Origin of the sequence: Nocardia sichangensis, from assembly GCF_047200615.1 — a bacterium.
Taxonomy (GTDB): Bacteria; Actinomycetota; Actinomycetes; order Mycobacteriales; family Mycobacteriaceae; genus Nocardia; species Nocardia sichangensis.
The window spans coordinates 123,890-143,091 of sequence record NZ_JBJZOK010000013.1 but is presented as its reverse complement, the minus strand read 5'-3'; the positions used below and the strand labels follow the sequence as shown (position 1 = coordinate 143,091).

Here is a 19,202-nt window from a genome sequence, read left to right as displayed (position 1 = left end):
TGTCCGGTATCGACCGGGGCGGGTCCGGTGTCGGATTTCGCGTGCCGAACGGTGACTGGTAACCTCGACCTTCGGCGCTGCGTTACCCGTTCCATTCGGGTATGTCGCGCGCTCGACGAACTTTCCCAGGACAGACCTACCAGACAGGAACACGAGGAACCGGCGTGGCCAACATCAAGTCCCAGCTGAAGCGGATCCGCACCAACGAGGAAGCGCGCAAGCGCAACCAGTCGGTCAAGTCCGCGCTGCGCACCGCCATCCGCAGCTTCCGCGAGGCGGCTGCCGCCGGTGACAAGGAAGCCGCCGCCGCGCGCCTTCAGTTCGCCAGCCGGAAGCTGGACAAGGCCGCCTCGAAGGGCGTCATCCACGCCAACCAGGCCGCCAACAAGAAGTCGGCCCTGTCGCTGGCTTACAACAAGCTCTGATTCACCCGGTACCGCGCGCCGGTACCGCACTCGTGGTGTGACGCAGCCGTCGTGGCCTCGATGACCACGGCGGCTTTTGTCGTGCCCGGACAGCAATCTGGCTCCCACGCCGTTTCAGCTGCTGTTTCTAGATTCGGCCCGCGCTGTGTCGGAGGTTCCAGCTACCATTCCGCGCATGGTAACCGTGTATGCCAATCAGACGGTCGTTCGCGCCGAGGACCTGCCGGACGTGATCCGCGCGGCCGAGGTGCTCGGATTCGGACTGAAGATCGAGAATGTGCTGGTTCCCGACGACGACGGCGGTTACTCGTTGGAGTGGATCGTCACGCGGGACGAGGACGTGCCCGCCTACGAGGAGTGGGAAGGCCGCTACGAAGACGCGGACGACGACGGCGAGCTGATTCTGACCTCCACGGAATAGCCCCGGTCACCGCGTATCCAGGTCGGCGGTGAGCCGGTCGAGCGCCGTCTGGGAGTCCGCGTCGGCGGCGCGGTAGATGACGATCCGCTGGTCGGGATCCTGCACGGGTATGAGCACCTCGTAGCTGACGACCAGCGGACCCACCACCGGATGCCGCAGCGGCTTGTTCCCCCGTCCCTGCACGCGGACGTCGTGGCGGGCCCATGCCTGCTCGAACTCCGCGCTGTGGGCGGTGAACTCGGCGATCAGGTCGGCCAGCGCCCGGTCCTCCGGATGCGCGGCCCATGCCGCGCGCAGATCCGCGATGCCCTCCCGGATGATGCGCTCCCGCTCGACATAGAAATCTCGCATGCCCGGGTCGAGCAGGCACAACCACATGGAGTTGCGCTGCCGCTCCGGCAGCGCGCCGAAGTCCGTGATCAACGCCGCCATCTCCCGATTCCAGGCCAGGATGTCGTAGCGGTGGTTGACCAGCATCGCGGGCAGCGGGGACAGATCGCGCACCAGCATGGCCAGTGCGGGCGCGGGCACCGTGCTCGGCTTGCCGCTGTCCGGCTGCCGCTGTCGCGCCAGATCGAACAGGTAGGCGCGCTCGTCGTCGTTCAAGCACAGGGCCCGCGCCAGCGCGTTCAGCACGTCCACCGACGGCCGCAGGCCCCGCCCCTGCTCCAGCCGCACGATGTAGTCGGTGCTCACGCCTGCCAGTTCGGCCACCTCTTCCCGGCGCAGCCCCGGCGTCCGGCGCGCCTGCTTGCGCTGCGGCAAGCCGAGATCCTCCGGCGTCAGCCGCTCCCGGCGAGCCCGCAAGAAGGCGGCCATCTCCTGCACTCGATCCGCGCCGCTGCCGGACCCCGCGCGCGTGCGCGAACTCCCGCCGCTGGACCCGAGGTCGCGGCGCTGGGTCGAATCAGCGCCGCTCCCGGGTCCGGCGTGATTACGCGGGCTGCCGCTGCCAGGCCTGGGATCGCGGCGCTGGGCCGACTCCGCGCCGCTCCCGGGTCCGGCGTGATTACGCGGGCTGCCGCCACCGGAGGTGAGGTCGCGGCGCTGTGTGGGGTGCACGGTGCTCATCACCGTCGATCCTACGGCTGCCTAGGACTGGCTTTCCCAGGATGAAGCTTCCCTTACTGGTCCTCGCGCGGCGCTGAAGACTGGCTTCCGGCAACGAGACATCGCGAAAATACAAGGAGCTGGACATGTCCGGAGCTCGCACCCTCGACACCTACCGGCTGCTCGGCCGCTCGGGCCTTCGGGTGTCACCCCTGTCCCTGGGAACCATGACCTTCGGCGCCGATTGGGGCTGGGGCGCGGACCGGGACGAAGCCCGCAAGATCTTCGACACCTATGTCGAGCGCGGCGGCAACTTCATCGATACGGCCAACCAGTACACCAACGGCACCTCCGAGCAACTGCTCGGCGAATTCACCGCGGACAACCGCGAAAGCTTGGTGCTGGCCACCAAATACACCATGCTGCGCCGTCCGGGTGACCCGAATTCCGGTGGCAACCACCGCAAGAGCATGGTCGGCTCGGTGGAGGCCAGCCTGCGCAGGCTGAACACCGACTACATCGACCTGCTCTACTTGCACGCCTGGGATTTCCTGACCCCCGTCGAGGAGATCCTGCGCGGTATGGACGATCTGGTGCGCTCGGGCAAAGTGCTCTACGTCGGCATCTCCGACGCGCCCGCCTGGCAGATCGCCCGGATGCAGACCATCGCGGACCTGCGCGGCTGGTCGCCGCTGATCGCGCTGCAGATCGAATACAGCCTGATCGAGCGGACCGTCGAGCGCGACCTCATCCCGATGGCGCGCGAACTGGGCCTCGGTGTGATTCCGTGGTCACCGCTGGCCAGCGGTGTGCTCACCGGCAAGTACAGCCGCGCCGACCTCGACCACCAGGCGGACGGTTCGCCCGAAGGCAGCCGCAAGAACGTGGCCGCCGCCAACGGCTCGCTCACCGAACGCGGCCTCGCCATCGCCGACGTCGTGAAGCAGGTCGCGGACGAGATCGGCAAGACACCCTCGCAGGTCGCGCTGGCCTGGACGCTGCGCGAGCCCGGAGTCACCTCGCCGATCATCGGCGCGCGCACGGCGGCGCAACTGGAGGACAACCTCGGCGCCCTCGACGTGGAGTTCGACGCCACCCAGCTCGCCAGGCTGGAACAGGCCAGTGCGGTGGATCTCGGATTCCCGCACGAATTCCTCAACCGCCCCATGACCCAGAGCGTCACCTTCGGCGACCTGAAGATCGAAGGGCGCGTCTGAGCGTCGATCCGATGCGGCGGTGCGAAGCGAGACCCGCACCGCCGCATCGGGTCGCACCTGATCGGCGGCGCGGCCGGTCTCCGGCGAGCTGCCGTCCGCCGTGCATGGGTACCTGCCGAGTTGGGTGGTGACCAGCCCCGCATGGCGTTGCCCCAGCGGGAACCAGGACCGAGGCTGAACGCTCTGAAGCGTGTGCTCCGGCGAACGCGTTGGAACGGGTCGACCGGACCCGGATCAGCTCGCGCCGTGCAGATCGAGGATTCGGGTAAGGGCGTGTTCCAGCGCGTAGCCCGCGTCGGCGGCGCCGCCTTTCACGTCGGCGTTGAGAGTCGCGACCACCTGGAGGGCGGAGCCGATGGTCGCGGGGGTCCAGTTGCGGGCCTGGGCTTGCGCTTTCTTCACCTTCCACGGCGGCATACCGAGCTGCTGGGCCAGCTTGAACGGGTCACCGCGCCCGGCCGAACCGACGCGCGCGATGGTGTGCACCGAGTCGGCGAGCGCGTCGGCGAGCAGGACATGCGGAACGCCGCGGTCGTTCGCCCAGCGCAGCGCCTCCATCGCACCGGGGCGATCCCCGGCCACCGCGAGTTCGGCCACGTCGAACCCGGAGACCTCGGCCTTGCCCGAGTAGTAGCGGCGCACGGCCGCGACATCGATCTTCCCTCCGGTGTCCGCGGCCAGCTGCCCGCACGCCGCGGCCAGCTCACGCAGGTCCGAGCCCACCGCTTCCAGCACCACTTGGACGACCTCGCCCGACACCCGCACTCCGGCGTTGCGGAACTCACCGCGCACGAACTCGACGCGCTCGGCGGCCTTGGTCAATTTGGCACAGTCGTGGGTGACGGCACCGGCTTTCTGGAGCGCGGGCGCGAGCGCCTTGGCCCGTCCGCCACCGGAGTGCACAACGACCAGCAACACACCCTCGGGCGGGCTCTGCGATGCCTCGGTGATCACCGCGACCGCGTCCTTACCCGCCTCGGCCGCCGCCTCGAGGATGATCACCCGGTCCTCGGCGAACAACGAGGGGCTCAGCAGTTCGGCCAGCTCCGCGGTACTCGCGTCCCCCGCGCGCAGGCGATCGACCGGCACCGCGTCCGGGTCCGGAGCCAACGCCCTCACCTGCGCGGTGAGCGCGCCCAGCGCCCGCTCGATCAGCAGTTCCTCTTCCCCGAGCACCAAATGCACGGGCGCAGGCCGCTCGCTCACGACGGCGCCTCCTCGTCGCCGGAGGGCGTCGTGCTCGATGGCTCTGCCGCCTTGCTCCATTCGCCGCGCTCGTCCACAGCCCGATCCTACGGTCAACGACCGACACCCCACCCCGGCCAGGGGCAGTCGCGGCACGCGTGATCCGCCGGTCATCGCGAACTCGTCATACGCAAGTGGCCGCCTCCGGCCGAGACCACGATGTCGCCGTCCAGGTCCGTGCGTACCACCGTCGCGCCGAGGGCCGACAAGTCCGCGAGGACGGTGGGGGCGGGATGCCCGAAGGCGTTGTCCGCGCCGACGCTCACCAGCACCAGACGCGGACGCACCGCGTCGAGGAATTCCTTTGTGGTGGTGCGTGATCCGTGGTGCGGAAGTTTGAGGATCTCCGCCTGGATGGGAATTCCGGCGTGCATCAGAGCCCGCTGCGCGGTGGCCTCGATGTCCCCGGTGAGCAGAATCCTGCCCGCGGGCGTGCGGGCGGTGACGACCACCGAACGGTCGTTGGCGCCGTCGGTTTCCGCGCCCCGGACCGGTCGCGGACCGTTCCTTGCCGGTGCGAGCACCTCCAGTTCGATCGACCCGAAACTCAGAACATGTCCGGCCGACAATTCCAGCAGCGGCACTCCCGCGCTCCTGGCGATGGCCGCGACCTGCGTGAGACCGGAGGCAGCGGCATGCGCGTCACCCGATGGACGCGCCTGGCTCCGCACCCCGTATCCGACTGGCCGACAATCGATTTGCGCGTGTCCCAGCACGGGAGCGGCGCGATCGGGGCTGCCCGGCAACCGGCTTCGCGCATCTCGTCGGCCGAACGAAACGATTCGGTCGTTCCGGGCATGACCTTTCGCGAACCCGCTGAGCCGGTACACCTCCGCGGCCGGTGCGGTGGCGGGCACGGAAGCGCATCCGAGCCCCGCTTCGGGCGTCGACCGATCGTGTGCGGGTGGCGCGAGCACGTCGAGCTCGTGGACGCCGACGGCGATCGCGTCGACCGCGCGGCCGTGCAGCGCGCCTGCGAGCCCGTCGATGTGATCCGCGTGCGGATGGGTGAGGATCAGCAGCGGGATGCGCGAGACGCGCAAACGATCCAGGCAGGTCCGGATCGGACGCGGATCCGGCCCGACATCGATGACCACGGCGGCGCCGGGACCGACCGACAACGCGAGGCCATCACCTTGGCCGACGTCGCACGCCGCGAGGACCCAGCCGGTCGGCGGCCAGCCGGGGTGCCAGAGCCGCACCGGGACCAGGACCACCGCGACGCCGACCACGACCGCGGCGGCGATCCGCCGCACCGGGCGAACACGCAATGCCGCGATCACGCCCACCACGACGGCACTCGCGACCAGTCCTCCCGCCAGGCCACCCGGGACCGCGACGGACGCGCCGGGCAGCGCGGCCGCGTGGCGGGCCACCCACAACAGCCACCACAGCGGCGGTGCCGCGCAGCGCAGCGCCAAGTCGGCCGGCGGCGACCACAGGCTCGACAGTGCGGCACCGGCAGCCCCCGCGACGGTGATCGGCGCGACGACCGGCGCGACCAGCACGTTCGCGAGGACGGCGACCAGGCTGAGCTGTCCGGTGAGCGCGATCATGATCGGCGTCGTGACCACGAACGCCCCGGCGGACACGGCCACTGTCTCGGCGGGCACCCGCCACCATCCCCTGGCGCGCAACCAGTCGGCCCAGCTCGGCGCCAACAGGATCAGGCCACCCGTCGCGACGACCGACAACGCGAACCCCGCGTCGACGGCGAGCCCTGGCCAAAGGGCTAGCAACGCGATGATCGCGGCGCACAACGCGGGCAGCGCCTGTTTACGACGGCCGGTGAGCACGGCGAGCAGGGTGATCGCGCCCATCGCACCGGCGCGCAGCACGCTCGGGTCCGGCCTAGTGACGACGATGAACATCAGCAGCGCCACGGCGGCGACGGCCGTAGCACCGCGCGGGCCGAGCGTCAGCAGGCGTACGACGAGCAACACCACCGAGAGCAAGATGGTGAAATTCGCGCCGCTGACCACTGTCAGGTGTTGCAGCCCAGCGATCTTGAAATCCTCGCGCACCTGTTCGGGCAACGCCGAGGTATCGCCGACGACCAGCGCTGGCAGCAGCCCTGCGGCGTCGGCCGGCAGGGCTCGCGTCGCCGAGGCCGCGAAGTCGGCGCGCACCGTATCGGCGGCGCGCTGCCACCACGGCAGCGGTCCGGCGGCAGTGGGCGCGCCCTGCGCGTGCAGCGTGACGACGGTGAGGTCGGATCGGCGCGGCATCTCCACCCTGGCCCGGAACTCGACCGGCCCGCCCGGCGACAAGTCACCCCACTCCGCACCGGAAGCCAGGACGACCACCGCGCCACCGGCACGTACCGTCACCCCGCCGCGTCGGTACTCGCGCAGATCCGCCCGTACCACCCATTGACGGTCCGCGCCGGAGACCTTGGCGCGCAGCGGTTTCGGATCGTCTGTCGGAATGACCACCACACGCACCGACTGCCCGGACGAAGCCCGCAGCGGATGGGTCGCCACGCGATGTTCCCGCCATGCCGCCGCGGCCGCGAACCCCGCGCCGAGCACCACGGCGGCGAGCGCAACCACCGCCACCGCTCGTCGGCGTTCGCCGCGGTGCGCGGTCACCCACAACAGCAACACCCACAACCCGATGGCCGAGACCGTCAACGCGATCGCCAGCGCGATCCCGGCCCGCCACCCTGCCGCCACCGCCACGATGGTCGCACCCCAGCAGCACAAAGCGGCGGGCAGCAGGCGAGCGTCGAGTGCCTGAACGACGCCGGGCTCCTCCGACGCGACGCCCTCCCCCGAACCTCGAACGGCTCCGGCGCGCGGGCGGGCCATGGACGATTCCGTATCGGCACCCAGCTTCCGGCGAACCAGTTCGAGCAACCCGGCGGCGTTCATACCCGCACCAGATCACGCAGCCGCGCCAAGCGGGCGGGGCCGATGCCGTCGACTTCACCGAGTTGCTCGATCGTGCTGAAGCGACCATTGGTGGTACGCCAGTTGATGATCGCGCGTGCGGTGACCGGCCCCACACCGGGGAGAGCATCGAGTTCGGCTTCGGAGGCAGTGTTGAGGTCGATCCGGCCCGCCGGGCTCGACGGACGGCTCGGCGCGGCGGCGGACCCGGTGGATGGGCGCCCGCCTGCGCCGATCGTGCCGCTGCCCTGCTGCGACGCGCCCGAACTCGGCGCGGCCGGACCGACCTGCACTTGATCGCCATCCGACAGCCGCTGCGCCAGATTCAGGCCGGTGGTGTCCGCGCCTTCACTCGGGCCGCCCGCCGCGGCGAGCGCGTCGGCGACACGCGAACCGTCGGGGAGACGAACCAAACCGCTGCGGTGGACCAGGCCGACCACGCTGACGACCAATTCCGTCGTCGGCGGGCCGGGATCGACTGCTCGCGGTGGCGCTCCGGCCGCGCTCGTGGTGGCAGCACTGGATGTCGCCAAGGCGACGCTCTGTCCGATCGGCAACGGCGGCACCGTATGAGCGATCGGGCGTTCGCGGAACACGACCACCCCGGCGACGACCATCGCGGCAAGGCCGACAAGCGCGAGCGTACGGACCCCGTAACGCCCCGGATCGAGCCGCAGACCCCGGAACCGTTCGGGCACGAGGCGGTGCAGCCGATTCGCGCCGGGCACCGGCTCCTCCAGCCAGCCGGGCGACCGAACTCGGCCGACATCGTCTTCGGACTCCCGGTCGGGCGCGGGATGGCCGGGCAGCCGCACGAGATCCCATTTCCCCGCGGCAGCAGGACGGCTCGCGGGCCGGGCCCCACCGGTTTGCGCGGCACCATCGGAGTGGTTTCTCACGGGTGCCGACCGGCGGTCGCCTTCGTCATCCTCGGATTCGGCGGGGCGGGCATCCACCACCTTCCCGGCATCGGGTGCGGGTCGCGTCTCCCCAGCTGAGGGACCGGGGCGGACGGCAGGCGGCGTCCGGCCCGTCTGCCACCCGAGACCCACTGGACGCGCGGCATTTTCATCCGCAGTCGATGGGCGTGCGACCGTGCTCGATCGACGCCGGTATGGGACGGCCGCCGCGGCCATGGCGGTGCGGCTCGGACGATCCGGCTGCCCCGTTTCCCCCACGGGCACGCTACGCGCAGACCGCGTCGTCTCCCATCCAGACGGTCCGTGCTCCGCATCGGGCCCGGCCTTCCCGGTGCCGACACCGGCCGTCATGCTCGCGCCGACCCGGGCGGTCAGCTCACCCAATCGCCGCCGTACCCGCTCGCGTTCGTCCTGTCGTGACATGGCCGCGACGGTAGTGCGGGCAGACGCCGAAAAGACCGGTCCGACCAGCGGATTCGACGAACATGTTGACAACCGCGGCCCTGTGCACAACTCGCCGGGGAACAGTGGCGGCTATGCCGGAACCCGCCGTGGCTCTGGTCCGCCTCAGCCCAGATCCTTGGCGAAGCAGTTCGACAGGGGAAGCACTTCGTACGGCGAGAAGATCGGAACTCGGTGGTAACCGCTGCGTTCGTAGAAGCGGACGGCCTCCGGTTGCAGGTGACCGGTTTGCAGGATCAGTCGGGGGCGTCCAGCGGCGCGGGCGGCATCCTCGGCGGCGGTGAGCAATAGCGCCGCCGCGCCCGAGCCGCGATGCGCGGGGCGGACGAACATCCGCTTGACCTCGAGTTCCTCCCCGTTCCACCGCAGCGCGGCGTGACCCACCGGACCATCGGAGTACGCCACGAAAGTGCTGTGCACAGTGGCGGAATCCACCGCGTTCGGGTTCGTGGGCAGTTGCCTGGCCAGATGCGCGTAGCGCGGCCCGACCTCGGCCGCCATCTCCGCGCGCAACGTCACCGCGTCCGGATGGTCCCAGTCCACGGCGGTCACGGTGAGCGGAGGACGGACCGGCGGCTTCGCGGAACTCATGCTCCGACGCTAGCCGTACGCCGGGCGACGCGCTCGCATTCGGATCACCGAGATCGTTGTCCGCCCGAAGACCCGCACACGCTCAGCGACATCCGCCGGGGACGACGAGCACGCCGAGCGCCCCCAACCCGAGATGCACTGCCAGCGCGGGCCCGAACTCGGCGACGATGAGTTCTTCCAGGCCGGGAACGAGTTCCCGCAACTGGCCCGCGATGGTCTGTGCGGCGTCCTCGGCGCCCAGATGCTGCACGGCCACCGCGGCGCCGTCCTCGCCCGCCGCGTCGACTGCCGCGGCGACGAGTTTCGCGTACGCCTTGGAGCGCGTCCGGACCTTCTCCCGCAGCTCCAGCCGTCCCTCGACGATCTGCAGCAGCGGCTTGGTGACCAGCTCGCTGGCGAAGAACGTCGCCGCCGACGACAGTCTGCCGCCGCGCCGCAATTGCTCGGTGCGATTGACCAGGATGAACGTGCGGGCCCGCGCGGCGGCCGCCACCGCCGCGTCGTACACCACGTCCAGCGGCGCTCCCGACTCGGCACGCCGGGCGGCGGCCAGCACGGGCAGCCCGGTGGCCAACCCGGCTCCGAGCGAGTCGACCAGCCGGACGCGGTCGGCGGCGTCCATGTCGCGCACGGCCTGCCGACCGGCCTCCCATGTGCCCGACAGCCGCCGGGAAAGGTGCACCGCGACAACGCCGTCACCGCCGCTGCGCTCCAAGGCCCGCTCGTACACCTCCCGCAGCTCGCCGGGCGAGGCGGCCGAAGTGGTCACGGTGTCGGAGGCATAGTCGATCTCGACCGGATCGACGCCTTCCCGCATCGCCCGGTCACCGACCAGGACGTGCAGCGGGACGACGGCGATATCCAGCTCGTCGACATGTTCGGCAGGGAGGCTGGCGGACGAATCGGTGACGACCACGACTGCCACGGACTACCGAACCTCCTGCAGGGTCTTGACCATCGCGTTGGCCACCGCCGTGTGACCGTCCCAGCCCCAGTGGATGCCGTCCGGATTCGCCTCGCCGGAGAAGACGTTGTCGCGCACCGCTTCCCCCAGGTCGACCAGCGGCACCGAAGTCCGGTTCGACCAAGAGCGCAGCGCCTCCACCGCCCGTGGCCGCCCGGAGTGCACGCGGCCGTAGGCCTCGCAGTTGTGCACCGAGGGCAGCACCGCGACGACCGGCACGTCAGGGCGCAACTGCGCCAGCGCCGTGCGGCACTGCTCCAGATAGTCGACACTCACCTTCGGCGGAAGCGCCACGGGCCTGCCGAGTTTCGACAGCTTGGGCTGCAGCCAGTTGTAAGTGGCGCGGACGACGCGGCGCAGCGCGGGCGGGCGCACATAGCGGATCAGTTCGCGCAGCGCGGTGGGCAATGGCGAGGGCAGCGTGTCCATGCCGCCGACGGCGAAGACCACCGCACCGGCGCGCGGCACCGCCGCCCACACCCGAGGATCGCCGATCAGGGCCCAATAGGCGTCGCGGCAGGTCCAGCCGATCCGGGCGACCAATTCGACGTCCCAATCCAGTTCGGCCGCAACGAGGTTCGGCCAGATACGCGGATGGTCTGCAGGCAGTCCGCCCTTGGGCCCGAAGTAGGACAGGGAGTCGGCGATCACCAGCAGCACCGGGCGCCCGGCTTCGCGCGTTTCGGCGGGTTCGTCGGCGCCCGCGGATTCCGGAGCGACAGCGGCGAACTCGGGCGCGGCGAGTTCAGGTTCTCCTGGCACAGCGGATCCGGGCGTCGCGGACTCGATCACGGCGTCTGTCGGCGCGGGCGATGCGGAGATCGCGTCGGCCGCGGACTCCTCTCTTGCCGGAGCAACAGGTTCGCCGAGCGCCGCAGCGGACCCATTACCCGCCGAGACAACCGGTTCGTCGAGCACCGCTGCGAACCCAGCCGCCACCGTGGCATCCGATCCGGCGATTGTGTCGGCCGCGGCCCCGTCCGTCACCGCGACCGATTTGCCGAGTGCTCCGGCGAATCCATCCGCCCGTGTGCCAACCGATTCCGCGATCGCAGAGGCTGCGGAACCGTCCGCCGCCGGGGCAACCGGTTCGCCGAACGTTGCAGTGGACCCGTCCCCCGTCGAGGAGACCGATTCGCCGAGCGTTTCCGCCGACTCGGCAATCCGTTCCGGAGCGTCGTTCGCGGCACCGACGGGCGACGCGCCGCCGCCGCCGACGTGTACCTGCGGCTCGGCGCTGGTGACGATGTCACCGGATCCGTCGTCCTCCGAGTCGGATTCCTCTCCGGACTCGGACCCGCCGCCGGAATCGCCTGCCGCGCCGGAAGCTTCGTCGGATGTAGCCGCGGATTCGCGGGAAGCCGGTGGCGGACCGCCGAACAACGCGTCGGGCAACTGCCGTTCGGCCTTCGCCGAGACCTTACGGAACAGTTCGTCCGGGACCGATCTGATCGGCTCTTCAGAGGACATCCGGTGCTACCTTCGCCGCTGCGTTCCACACATCCAGACGCCAGCCGGGCTGTTCGATGCTCGGGCCGTGACTGCTGAGCTGCACCCAGCTGGTATTGGCCAGTCCTCCGAGGATCGGCCAGTTCTGCGGCGGCAGGTCGAGCAGCGCAGCCGTGAGGGCGGCGATCAGCCCGCCGTGCGCCACCAGGATGATAGTCCGGCCCGGCCAGTCCTGCCGCTCGACCAGCAACTCCTGCACCACCGGCAGCGACCGCGCCCCGACCTCGAGTTTGCTCTCGCCGTTGGGCGGGGTGTAGCGCGCGTCCAGCCGCCACGCCATGCGCGCGCCCGGATAGTCGGCGTCGACCTCCAGGTGGGTCAATCCCTCCCAGTCGCCGAGATTGGTCTCCCGCAACCTGACGTCGGGCACGACGGTGAGCCCGGTGTGTTCGGCCAGAGCCGTCGCGGTGTCGAAGGCACGGCGCAGATCCGAAGCGTGGATAGCGATGGCGTTGCGCGAAACCAGTTCGCGTGCCGCCTCTTTGGCCTGTCTGCGACCGAGTTCGGTGAGATCGGTGTCGATCTGGCCTTGCATGCGGTCGGTGGCGTTCCATTCGGTCTGCCCGTGGCGCAACAGGATGAGGGTGCGCACGCCGGCATGTCTGCTCACGATCGCGCCTCGTCCTCCGTCGCCGCGGCGCGCGAATCCGGCGCGGCCCCGGTGAGACCGGCGACCGGCACCACGGGGCAGTCCTTCCACAGGCGTTCCAGCGCATAGAAATTGCGCTCGTCGTTGTGCTGGATGTGCACGACGACGTCGACGTAGTCCAGCAGCGCCCAGCGGCCTTCGCGGGTGCCCTCGCGCCGGACCGGCTTGTGCCCGGCCGCGCGGAGCTTCTCCTCCACGTTGTCGACGATGGCGTTGACCTGACGCTCGTTGGGCGCGGACGCGATCACGAAGCAGTCGGTGATAACCAGCTGCTCCGACACATCGAGCACCACCACGTCGGACGCCAGCTTCTCGTCGGCGGCCAGCGCGGCGACCTGCGCGATCTCCACCGACTCGGTCGACGCGGTCATGCCTGCACCCCCCGGGCGCTCGGCGGGACGGCACTCGCGGCCGTGGGGATCGTTCGCTCGCTCATGCCCGCACCTTCGCTGCGCTCGCTCACGCTCAGCTACCTTCCGCTGCTCCGGGCACATACAGGTGCCGCTTCGATATGTACTGCACCACGCCGTCGGGGACGAGGTACCACACCGGCCGATTCTCGGCGGCGCGGCGACGGCATTCGCTCGACGAGATCGCCAGCGCGGGGACCTCGACCATGGTCACCGCATCCGGCGGGAGATCCCGCAGATGCTCCTCAAGATGATCGATGTTCAGCTCGTACCCCGGACGGCTCACCCCGACGAACTTCGCCAGTTCGAACAGTTCTGCCCAATCCTGCCATGTGAGGATGCTGGCCAGCGCGTCCGCACCGGTGATGAAGTACAGCTCGGCGCCGGGATGGGCCGATCGCATCTCCCGCAGGGTGTCGACGGTATAGGTGACCTTGCCGCGCTCGATGTCCGCACGGCTCACCGAGAACCGTGGGTTGGACGCGGTCGCGATGACGGTCATCAGGTACCGATCCTCGGCCGGGCTGACCTGCTTGTGCGATTTCTGCCAGGGCTGCCCGGTCGGGACGAAGATCACTTCGTCCAGGTCGAACCGGTGCGCGACCTCGCTGGCGGCGACCAGATGCCCGTGGTGGATGGGGTCGAACGTGCCGCCCATCACCCCGAGCTTGCGGCCGCGCCGACCTGTCTCGTGCATGACTGCCGAGCTTAACGGGTCGCCCACGGCCCGCACGGGGCCGGTAAGCGGGGGCGGGCGGCGAACTGGGGACACCCGCCCGCACTATGCCCCGCCACACGGGCCCGGCGGCGCCTCAGGCGGTGGCGTCTCCCATCTCGCGCATCCGGGCCAGCTGCTCGCGGGTGCGCGCGAGTTCATCCGCCGCCTCGGCCGACCGGCCCGCCAGCGGGGCCAGCTCGGCGATCAGCGTCCGCATCGAGGTGAGCCCGGATTCGGGATCGGCTTCGCCGCACACGCGCAGCCAGGCCGCCGCCCGCAGGCAACGCGCCCGCTCCGCCACCGCGCCCAGCCCGGCCCACAGCTGTGCGGCGCGCTGGTAGGCGGCCACCGCCTCGTCGTCCTGCCCGCAGTACTCGAGCGCGGTGGCGGCCGACCACGCCAGCTCGGCGTGCAGCTTCGTCCGCTCCGGGTCGCGTTCGAGGAGTCGTGCCGCCTCCAGGAACTGCCGCGCGGCCTCGCGGTGGCGGTTCAGTGCGTTCAGCGATCGGCCGAACTGCGCGCGCACCACCGCCAGTTCGCCGGACGGATACGGAATCGCGCCGCTGAGCAGCGCGTGTTCGAACAGGGCGACGGCCTCGCCGTGGCGCTCCGCGCGATGGAACGCGCGTGCGGCGACCACGGTGTGATGCAGTACATCCGGTTCGGACAGCCCTTCCCAGCGTGCCGCGGCGCGCACCGCGGCATCGGCCAGATCGAGTTCGCGGTCCGGCTGGCTCGCGATGGCGATGACCAGCTGCGCGCCCAGCCGGGCGGCCTCCTCCCCGGCCAGCACCTGCGTACCGAGCGCCAGCGCTTCCCGCAGGTGGGCTTCCGCCTCCTCGGGCGTATCGGCGAGCCGGGCGGCACCGAGTTCGGCCAGCCTGCGGACCTCCGTCGCTCGGTCGCCGGAGAAGTCGTCGGCCGCCCGCACGCTGTCCGGCGCGCTCGCGGCGCGCGGCAGTGTGCTGCGCAAACCGAGCGGCAACCGGTCCAGTAGCGGTTCGGCCGCGAGCCGGGCGGCGGTGCGCAGGCTGACCGAGCTGTTGCCGTTGCGGGCGTCGTAGCGAGCACACAACGCGCCGATCTCGACCTCCAACCGGGCGCGCACCGATTCCACCGTCCCCTCCGCCAGCGGAAGATCACCCAGCCGCAGCGCCACCAGCCTGCGCAGCAGCACGCACACGCCGGTGGCGAAGGCCAGGCGCGCGCCCGCGTCGGCTCCGGAATCGGCCAGCCAGTTCGCGTGCTCGGTGAGAATTTCCAGCCCGCGTGCCTCGTTGCCGGTCAGCGCGCAGAATTCCATATGCGACGCCACCGACGGACGCAGGTCCTCGGTGTGCCGGACCAGCGGATACCCGGTCAGGTGCGCGCCGCGTGCCGCCGCGACGCGGCCGGTGCGCACCAGCGGGAGCAGTGCCTGCGCCAGAACGCGGTGCGGCTCCTCGGCGCAGGTCCGTTCGCCGTCGAGCACGGGCTTCCAGTGCGCGAGTCCGCCCTCGTCGTCACCGAGAGACACGCTCGTCACGCCCCATTCGCCGCGCTCGCAGGCATCGCAGTCGGACATGCTGTCGCGCGGTGCGGCCATCGCCTGCTCCAGCCACGCGGCGGCGGCCGCGGTGTCACCGATCTCGCGGGCGAGTTCGGAGCGCAGGGCCAGCACCGGGCGCGGACTGTAGCCGCGCTGCCGGTAGCGGCTGTCCAGTTCGTCGAACCAGCGATCGATCGTGGACAGCGGCAGCGCGGGGTTGCCGACCATGCCCCAGGTCACCCATTTCAGATACCAGTGCACCGAGTGCGTCATCGAGCCCAGCTCGGCGGGGTGGTCGTCGTAGATCCGCAGCAACCTGCCGTAGGCGACGGGCACCAGATCGCGTTCGCCCGCGTAGGTGTACGACTGCGCGAGCTCCAGCAGCACCCTGCCTTCCAGCGCGCGATCCGATCCGGTTCGCGCGGCCGCGGCCAGGGTCTCCAGTCGCTCGGTGCGCGTCCGGCCGTGCGGTAGCGCGTAGACCTGCACCAGCGCCGCGCCGATCTCGGCGGCGTCCATGCTCACTCCGTCTCTTCACCGCGGTCGGCGGCACGTTGGGTGGCCCAGCCGAGGAATTCGCCGAAGGCGCGATTGAGCAGCGCCGTGTCGGCCGCGCTCAGCGGACGGTGGGTCATCAACAGGGCCTGCCCGTAGAGCGATTCCACCGCCGTCTTTCGGAAGCCGGGATCGTCGATGCGGGACAGCCTGCGCACGATCGGGCTGTGGTGGTTGAGCACCAGCCGAGCGCGCGGTGTCGCGTCCGCCAGGGCGCCGAGGATCTCGGTCCACAGGTCGTCGGCGTCCCCGGCCGTCTGCGCTCTGGCGCGTTCGTTGCGTGCGGCGCGGCCGTCGAGATAGAGCGCGGGCACCGTGACCGGATGGAAGGCGCGCACGATGACGTCGCACGACAGCGGGTCGAGCACGGATCGCGCCAGTTCGAGCACCGGGGCCAGCGCCAGTTCGTCGCCTGGGTCGACCGGGTCGAGCGCCGCGGCGATCGCGTCTACGTCCAGGTCGACCACTTCGACGCCGGGCAGCAACCGCGGCAACCGCACGATCAACTCCCGGTCGTAGGCGTAGCCGCCGTTGACGAGGCCGATGCCCTGCGCGGCGGCGGTGGCCGCCACCTGACGGAACTCCTCGACCGTCGCCGTCACCCGGACGGTGCGGTGGTGGCGGGCGAACTCGGTGAGCGGCACGCGCCCGTCGGTGGTCTCGAAGTGCAGATGGGGCAGCATGATGCGCAGCAGTTCGACGGAATGGCTCGCCATCGCCTTCACGCCGAGTGCGTGCACGGACAGGAACGCGGCCAGCCGCTGCGGCTGTTCGGCGGCGATCTCGGTGAGCCAGTCCCGGATCCGGTCTCCGAGCACCTCGCGCACGACGGCGAGCCGCTCGTCCTCGTAGAGGCCCTCCCGCGACGCGGTGGGGCGCAGCGTGTCGGTGTCGAGCACGCAGCGCACGAAGAACGCCCAATCCGGCAGCACGCCGCGCACCGCGTCGCCCAGGAGCATGCCCTTCAGGTACACCCGATGCGCACTGCTGTCGGACGGGTTGCCCGGCTGGGACAGGACATAGGCCACACCGCTGACGCCTGCCGCACCGGCATCGAGCTCGATGGCGTCGAGCGGGACGAAGCCCAGCGTCCGGTGACCGTAGTCGAGCAGGGCGGCCCTGCGCCGCTCCGCCGACGGATACGCGCGGCGCCAGACCGGAACGCCTTCGGTGACCGTCGTCACAGCATCGTCCGACTCCACCGTCACCTCGTAGGGCAGCAGCGACCCGAATTCGCGTGCCAGGTCGGTCACCCGCTGCGGCCGGAACCACTCCCCGGCTCCGCCGCGCGGGGTGAGCCACACCGTCGTGCCCGGTTGCGCGTACTCGCCTCGATCGAGTGAGCGCACCGAGTAGGTGCCGTCGGCGCGGGCCAGCCACTCGACCGGCGAGGCGGTCGGGTCGGCGGCCGATCGGGTGACGACCCGGATCGTCTCGGCGACCGTGAAACAGGCCAGCAACCCGATTCCGAACTGTCCGAGGAACTCCCGTCGCGCGCCTTCGATGTCGTCGCGTTTGGACGAGCGGCCGATGGTGGCGAGGAACCGGTGCACGTCGGCGTCGGTCAGGCCGACACCGGGATCGCTGATCCGCAGCCCGGACTCGTCCACGGAGAGCCGAATTCCGGTGGGAGCCAGCGGATCGAGCCGAACACGTGCGGTGACCGCGTCGACGGCGTTCTGCAACAGCTCGCGCAGATAGACCCGCGGACTCGAATAGAGGTGATGAGAGAGCAGATCGACTATCCCGCGCAAATCGACCTGAAACGAATAGTTGTTGTGCACCGCCGCCGGATCGTCCGGCGTTCTGTTCCCCATGGCCGCCGATCTTGTCGGCGCAAGCCAAAGATCCCCTTAACGAACCCTTTCAGGCGGTCGGGCGCTTGCTCTTCGGCAGTTTGCGCACGACGGCCTCGTAGGAGAGATCGACCAGCTCGTAGAGTTCGTTATCCGAGACCGCGCCGCCGAACTGGATGACGTTCCAGCCGTACCGCCCGATGTAGGCCGACGCCGCCACGTCCCCCGGGTACACCCGGACCAGTTCGTCGGCCTCCTCACGGGTCCGCCCGCATTTGAGGCCGACCGATGTCGCGCCGAGGAAGGCGAAGATCTTGTCGCCGACCTTGGCGACGACGTCGCCCTCCCACGGTTCGTCCTGCCAGGCGCCCGGCTTGGCCAGGCAGTAGCTCAGCAGCGCGGCATCGTCCATGCCGTCTCCTACACCGGTAGCAGCCGCGAAACCACCGCGGTGAGTTGTTTGGCCGAACGACATTCGTGCATCTCGATCACGTCGCGGTACTTGTCCGCCGCGGAATCGCCGGAACCCCACTGGTTGCGCGGTTCGGGATTGAGCCAGTGCGCGTGCTTGGCCACCTCGACCAGCGACCGCAGGGTGTTCAGCTCCGGGTCACGGTAGTTCGTGCGGGCGTCGCCGAGGATCAGCAGCGAGCTGCGGCTGGTGACGGCGTCCGGGAAGTCCCTGGCGAATCCGGCCAGCGCGTTGCCGTAGTCGGAGTGCCCGTCCAGGCCGACGACGTTCGCCTCACCGAAGATCCGGGTCATCGACCGGTCCAGCTGGGTGTGCGGATCGAAGAACCGGGTCACCTCGTCGATCTGGTCGACGAACGCGAAGATGCGCACCCGGGAGAACTGTTCGCGCAGCGCGCTCACCAGCAGCAGCGTGAAGTTGCTGAAGCCGGCCACCGAGCCCGACACATCGCACAGCAGAACCAGTTCGGGGCGGCCCGGTCGCGGCTTGCGGTTGACCAGGTCGATGGGCACGCCGCCCGTGGACATGGACGCGCGCAGAGTGCGGCGAAGGTCGATGGCTCCGCGGTGGGCGTGCCTGCGACGCGCGGCCAGACGCGAAGCCAGGATGCGGGCCAACCGCTGGGTACTGCGCTTGAGTTCGGAGAGTTCGGCCTCGGAGGCGCGCAGGAAGTCGACCTCCTCGGCTTGCCGGGCGACTCCGTAGCTCGCCACGCGTTCGCGTCCGATCCGTTCGGCGACGCGCCGCCTGGTCTCGGCCTCGACGGTCGCGCGGAAGCCCGCGATGCGCTGCCGGGCTGCGCGGCGGGCGATCTCGGAGTCGAACTCGCTCGTGTTCGGCCCGAGGGCCATGCCCGCGAGGATCTTCGCCAGCAACGTCTGTGGCTGCACCTCTTTCAGCGCCTGGTACGACGAGAAAGACGGACCGCGGGCGGACTGGTACTGGCCGAGTTGCTCGACCAACTGCGCGGCCAGCGCCTCCAGTTGCTGGGTCGCCGACTCCTGCGCCAGCAACTCCGCGAGCAGTTCGCGCAGCGCCGGGATGTCCACGTCTCCCGAGGGCGTGTGCGGGATCTCCAGCTCGTCCTGGCTCGCGGCGCGTTGCCCGACGGCGACGGGGAACCACAGGTCGAACAGCCCGTCGAAGGTCGCGCGGTGGGTGGTGCGCCGCAACAACGCGCACGCCAGCCCCTCCCGCAGGACCTCACGGTCCATCAGGTCGAGCACGGTCACCACGCGGCCCGCGTCCACCGTCTCCGACGGTCCGACCGGTATCCCGCGCGCCCGTAGCGCCTCCACGAAGCCGACCAGATGTCCCGGAATACCGTGTGGCGCGCTCAGTGCCGCGACATCGGCGGGGACCGGCCCGGTCGCCATGGC

Annotated in this window: 17 protein-coding genes; 3 read left to right on the top strand and 14 right to left on the bottom strand. The window is 70.4% G+C overall.

Annotated elements, in window-relative coordinates; all coding sequences use genetic code 11:
- The first annotated feature begins 164 nt into the window (after window positions 1–164).
- Both rpsT and ACL03I_RS19860 read left to right on the top strand, forming a co-directional pair.
- On the top strand, window positions 165–425 hold the full coding sequence (rpsT, locus tag ACL03I_RS19865) for a 30S ribosomal protein S20 (protein WP_355072365.1): 261 nt from the start codon (window positions 165–167) through the stop codon (window positions 423–425).
- Between the two features lie 175 nt (window positions 426–600).
- Complete coding sequence (locus ACL03I_RS19860; RefSeq protein ID WP_355072363.1) at window positions 601–846, top strand: hypothetical protein; 246 nt, start codon at window positions 601–603, stop codon at window positions 844–846.
- A 6-nt stretch (window positions 847–852) separates the two neighbouring features.
- Here the strand turns inward: ACL03I_RS19860 and ACL03I_RS19855 are convergent, their stop codons facing one another.
- A complete protein-coding gene (locus ACL03I_RS19855; RefSeq protein ID WP_355072361.1) occupies window positions 853–1,917 on the bottom strand; it encodes an MmyB family transcriptional regulator in 1,065 nt (354 codons plus the stop codon).
- Window positions 1,918–2,042: 125 nt separating this feature from the next.
- On the opposite strand from ACL03I_RS19855, the gene ACL03I_RS19850 reads away from it, so the two are divergent.
- Window positions 2,043–3,113 carry an aldo/keto reductase gene (locus ACL03I_RS19850; RefSeq protein WP_356966433.1) on the top strand — a complete coding sequence of 357 codons (1,071 nt, stop codon included), beginning with the start codon at window positions 2,043–2,045 and terminating at the stop codon, window positions 3,111–3,113.
- A 234-nt stretch (window positions 3,114–3,347) separates the two neighbouring features.
- On the opposite strand, the gene holA is transcribed toward ACL03I_RS19850, so the two are convergent.
- The 13 genes from holA to ACL03I_RS19785 all read right to left on the bottom strand — a co-directional run bounded on the left by holA (window position 3,348) and on the right by ACL03I_RS19785 (window position 19,199).
- Window positions 3,348–4,319 (bottom strand): DNA polymerase III subunit delta, encoded by a 972-nt coding sequence (gene holA, locus ACL03I_RS19845; RefSeq protein WP_355072358.1) that lies wholly within the window; start codon window positions 4,317–4,319, stop codon window positions 3,348–3,350.
- Between the two features lie 149 nt (window positions 4,320–4,468).
- Window positions 4,469–7,231 carry a ComEC/Rec2 family competence protein gene (locus ACL03I_RS19840; protein WP_412806652.1) on the bottom strand — a complete coding sequence of 921 codons (2,763 nt, stop codon included), beginning with the start codon at window positions 7,229–7,231 and terminating at the stop codon, window positions 4,469–4,471.
- Window positions 7,228–8,148 (bottom strand): helix-hairpin-helix domain-containing protein, encoded by a 921-nt coding sequence (locus ACL03I_RS19835; protein WP_412806651.1) that lies wholly within the window; start codon window positions 8,146–8,148, stop codon window positions 7,228–7,230. The genes ACL03I_RS19840 and ACL03I_RS19835 overlap by 4 nt, the downstream gene beginning before the upstream one ends.
- A 588-nt stretch (window positions 8,149–8,736) precedes the next feature.
- A complete protein-coding gene (locus tag ACL03I_RS19830) occupies window positions 8,737–9,222 on the bottom strand; it encodes a GNAT family N-acetyltransferase (protein WP_355072352.1) in 486 nt (161 codons plus the stop codon).
- 82 nt (window positions 9,223–9,304) lie between these two features.
- A complete protein-coding gene (locus ACL03I_RS19825; RefSeq protein WP_355072350.1) occupies window positions 9,305–10,147 on the bottom strand; it encodes a DegV family protein in 843 nt (280 codons plus the stop codon).
- 3 nt (window positions 10,148–10,150) lie between these two features.
- Window positions 10,151–10,846, bottom strand: coding sequence for a diglucosylglycerate octanoyltransferase (gene octT / locus ACL03I_RS19820; protein WP_412806678.1), 696 nt, complete (start codon window positions 10,844–10,846; stop codon window positions 10,151–10,153).
- Between the two features lie 799 nt (window positions 10,847–11,645).
- Window positions 11,646–12,230 (bottom strand): histidine phosphatase family protein, encoded by a 585-nt coding sequence (locus ACL03I_RS19815; RefSeq protein WP_379254761.1) that lies wholly within the window; start codon window positions 12,228–12,230, stop codon window positions 11,646–11,648.
- Window positions 12,231–12,301: 71 nt separating this feature from the next.
- A complete protein-coding gene (gene rsfS, locus ACL03I_RS19810) occupies window positions 12,302–12,715 on the bottom strand; it encodes a ribosome silencing factor (RefSeq protein WP_355072349.1) in 414 nt (137 codons plus the stop codon).
- Between the two features lie 94 nt (window positions 12,716–12,809).
- On the bottom strand, window positions 12,810–13,451 hold the full coding sequence (nadD, locus tag ACL03I_RS19805) for a nicotinate-nucleotide adenylyltransferase (protein WP_355072347.1): 642 nt from the start codon (window positions 13,449–13,451) through the stop codon (window positions 12,810–12,812).
- 115 nt (window positions 13,452–13,566) lie between these two features.
- Window positions 13,567–15,519: a hypothetical protein gene (locus ACL03I_RS19800; protein WP_412806650.1), complete on the bottom strand. Its 1,953-nt coding sequence runs from the start codon at window positions 15,517–15,519 to the stop codon at window positions 13,567–13,569.
- 2 nt (window positions 15,520–15,521) lie between these two features.
- Entirely contained in the window at window positions 15,522–17,372 is a 1,851-nt protein-coding gene (locus tag ACL03I_RS19795) for an HSP90 family protein (protein ID WP_412806649.1), read from the bottom strand.
- Between the two features lie 49 nt (window positions 17,373–17,421).
- Entirely contained in the window at window positions 17,422–17,763 is a 342-nt protein-coding gene (locus tag ACL03I_RS19790; protein ID WP_355072343.1) for an MmcQ/YjbR family DNA-binding protein, read from the bottom strand.
- Between the two features lie 8 nt (window positions 17,764–17,771).
- Window positions 17,772–19,199 carry a vWA domain-containing protein gene (locus ACL03I_RS19785; RefSeq protein ID WP_355072341.1) on the bottom strand — a complete coding sequence of 476 codons (1,428 nt, stop codon included), beginning with the start codon at window positions 19,197–19,199 and terminating at the stop codon, window positions 17,772–17,774.
- Window positions 19,200–19,202: the final 3 nt, after the last annotated feature.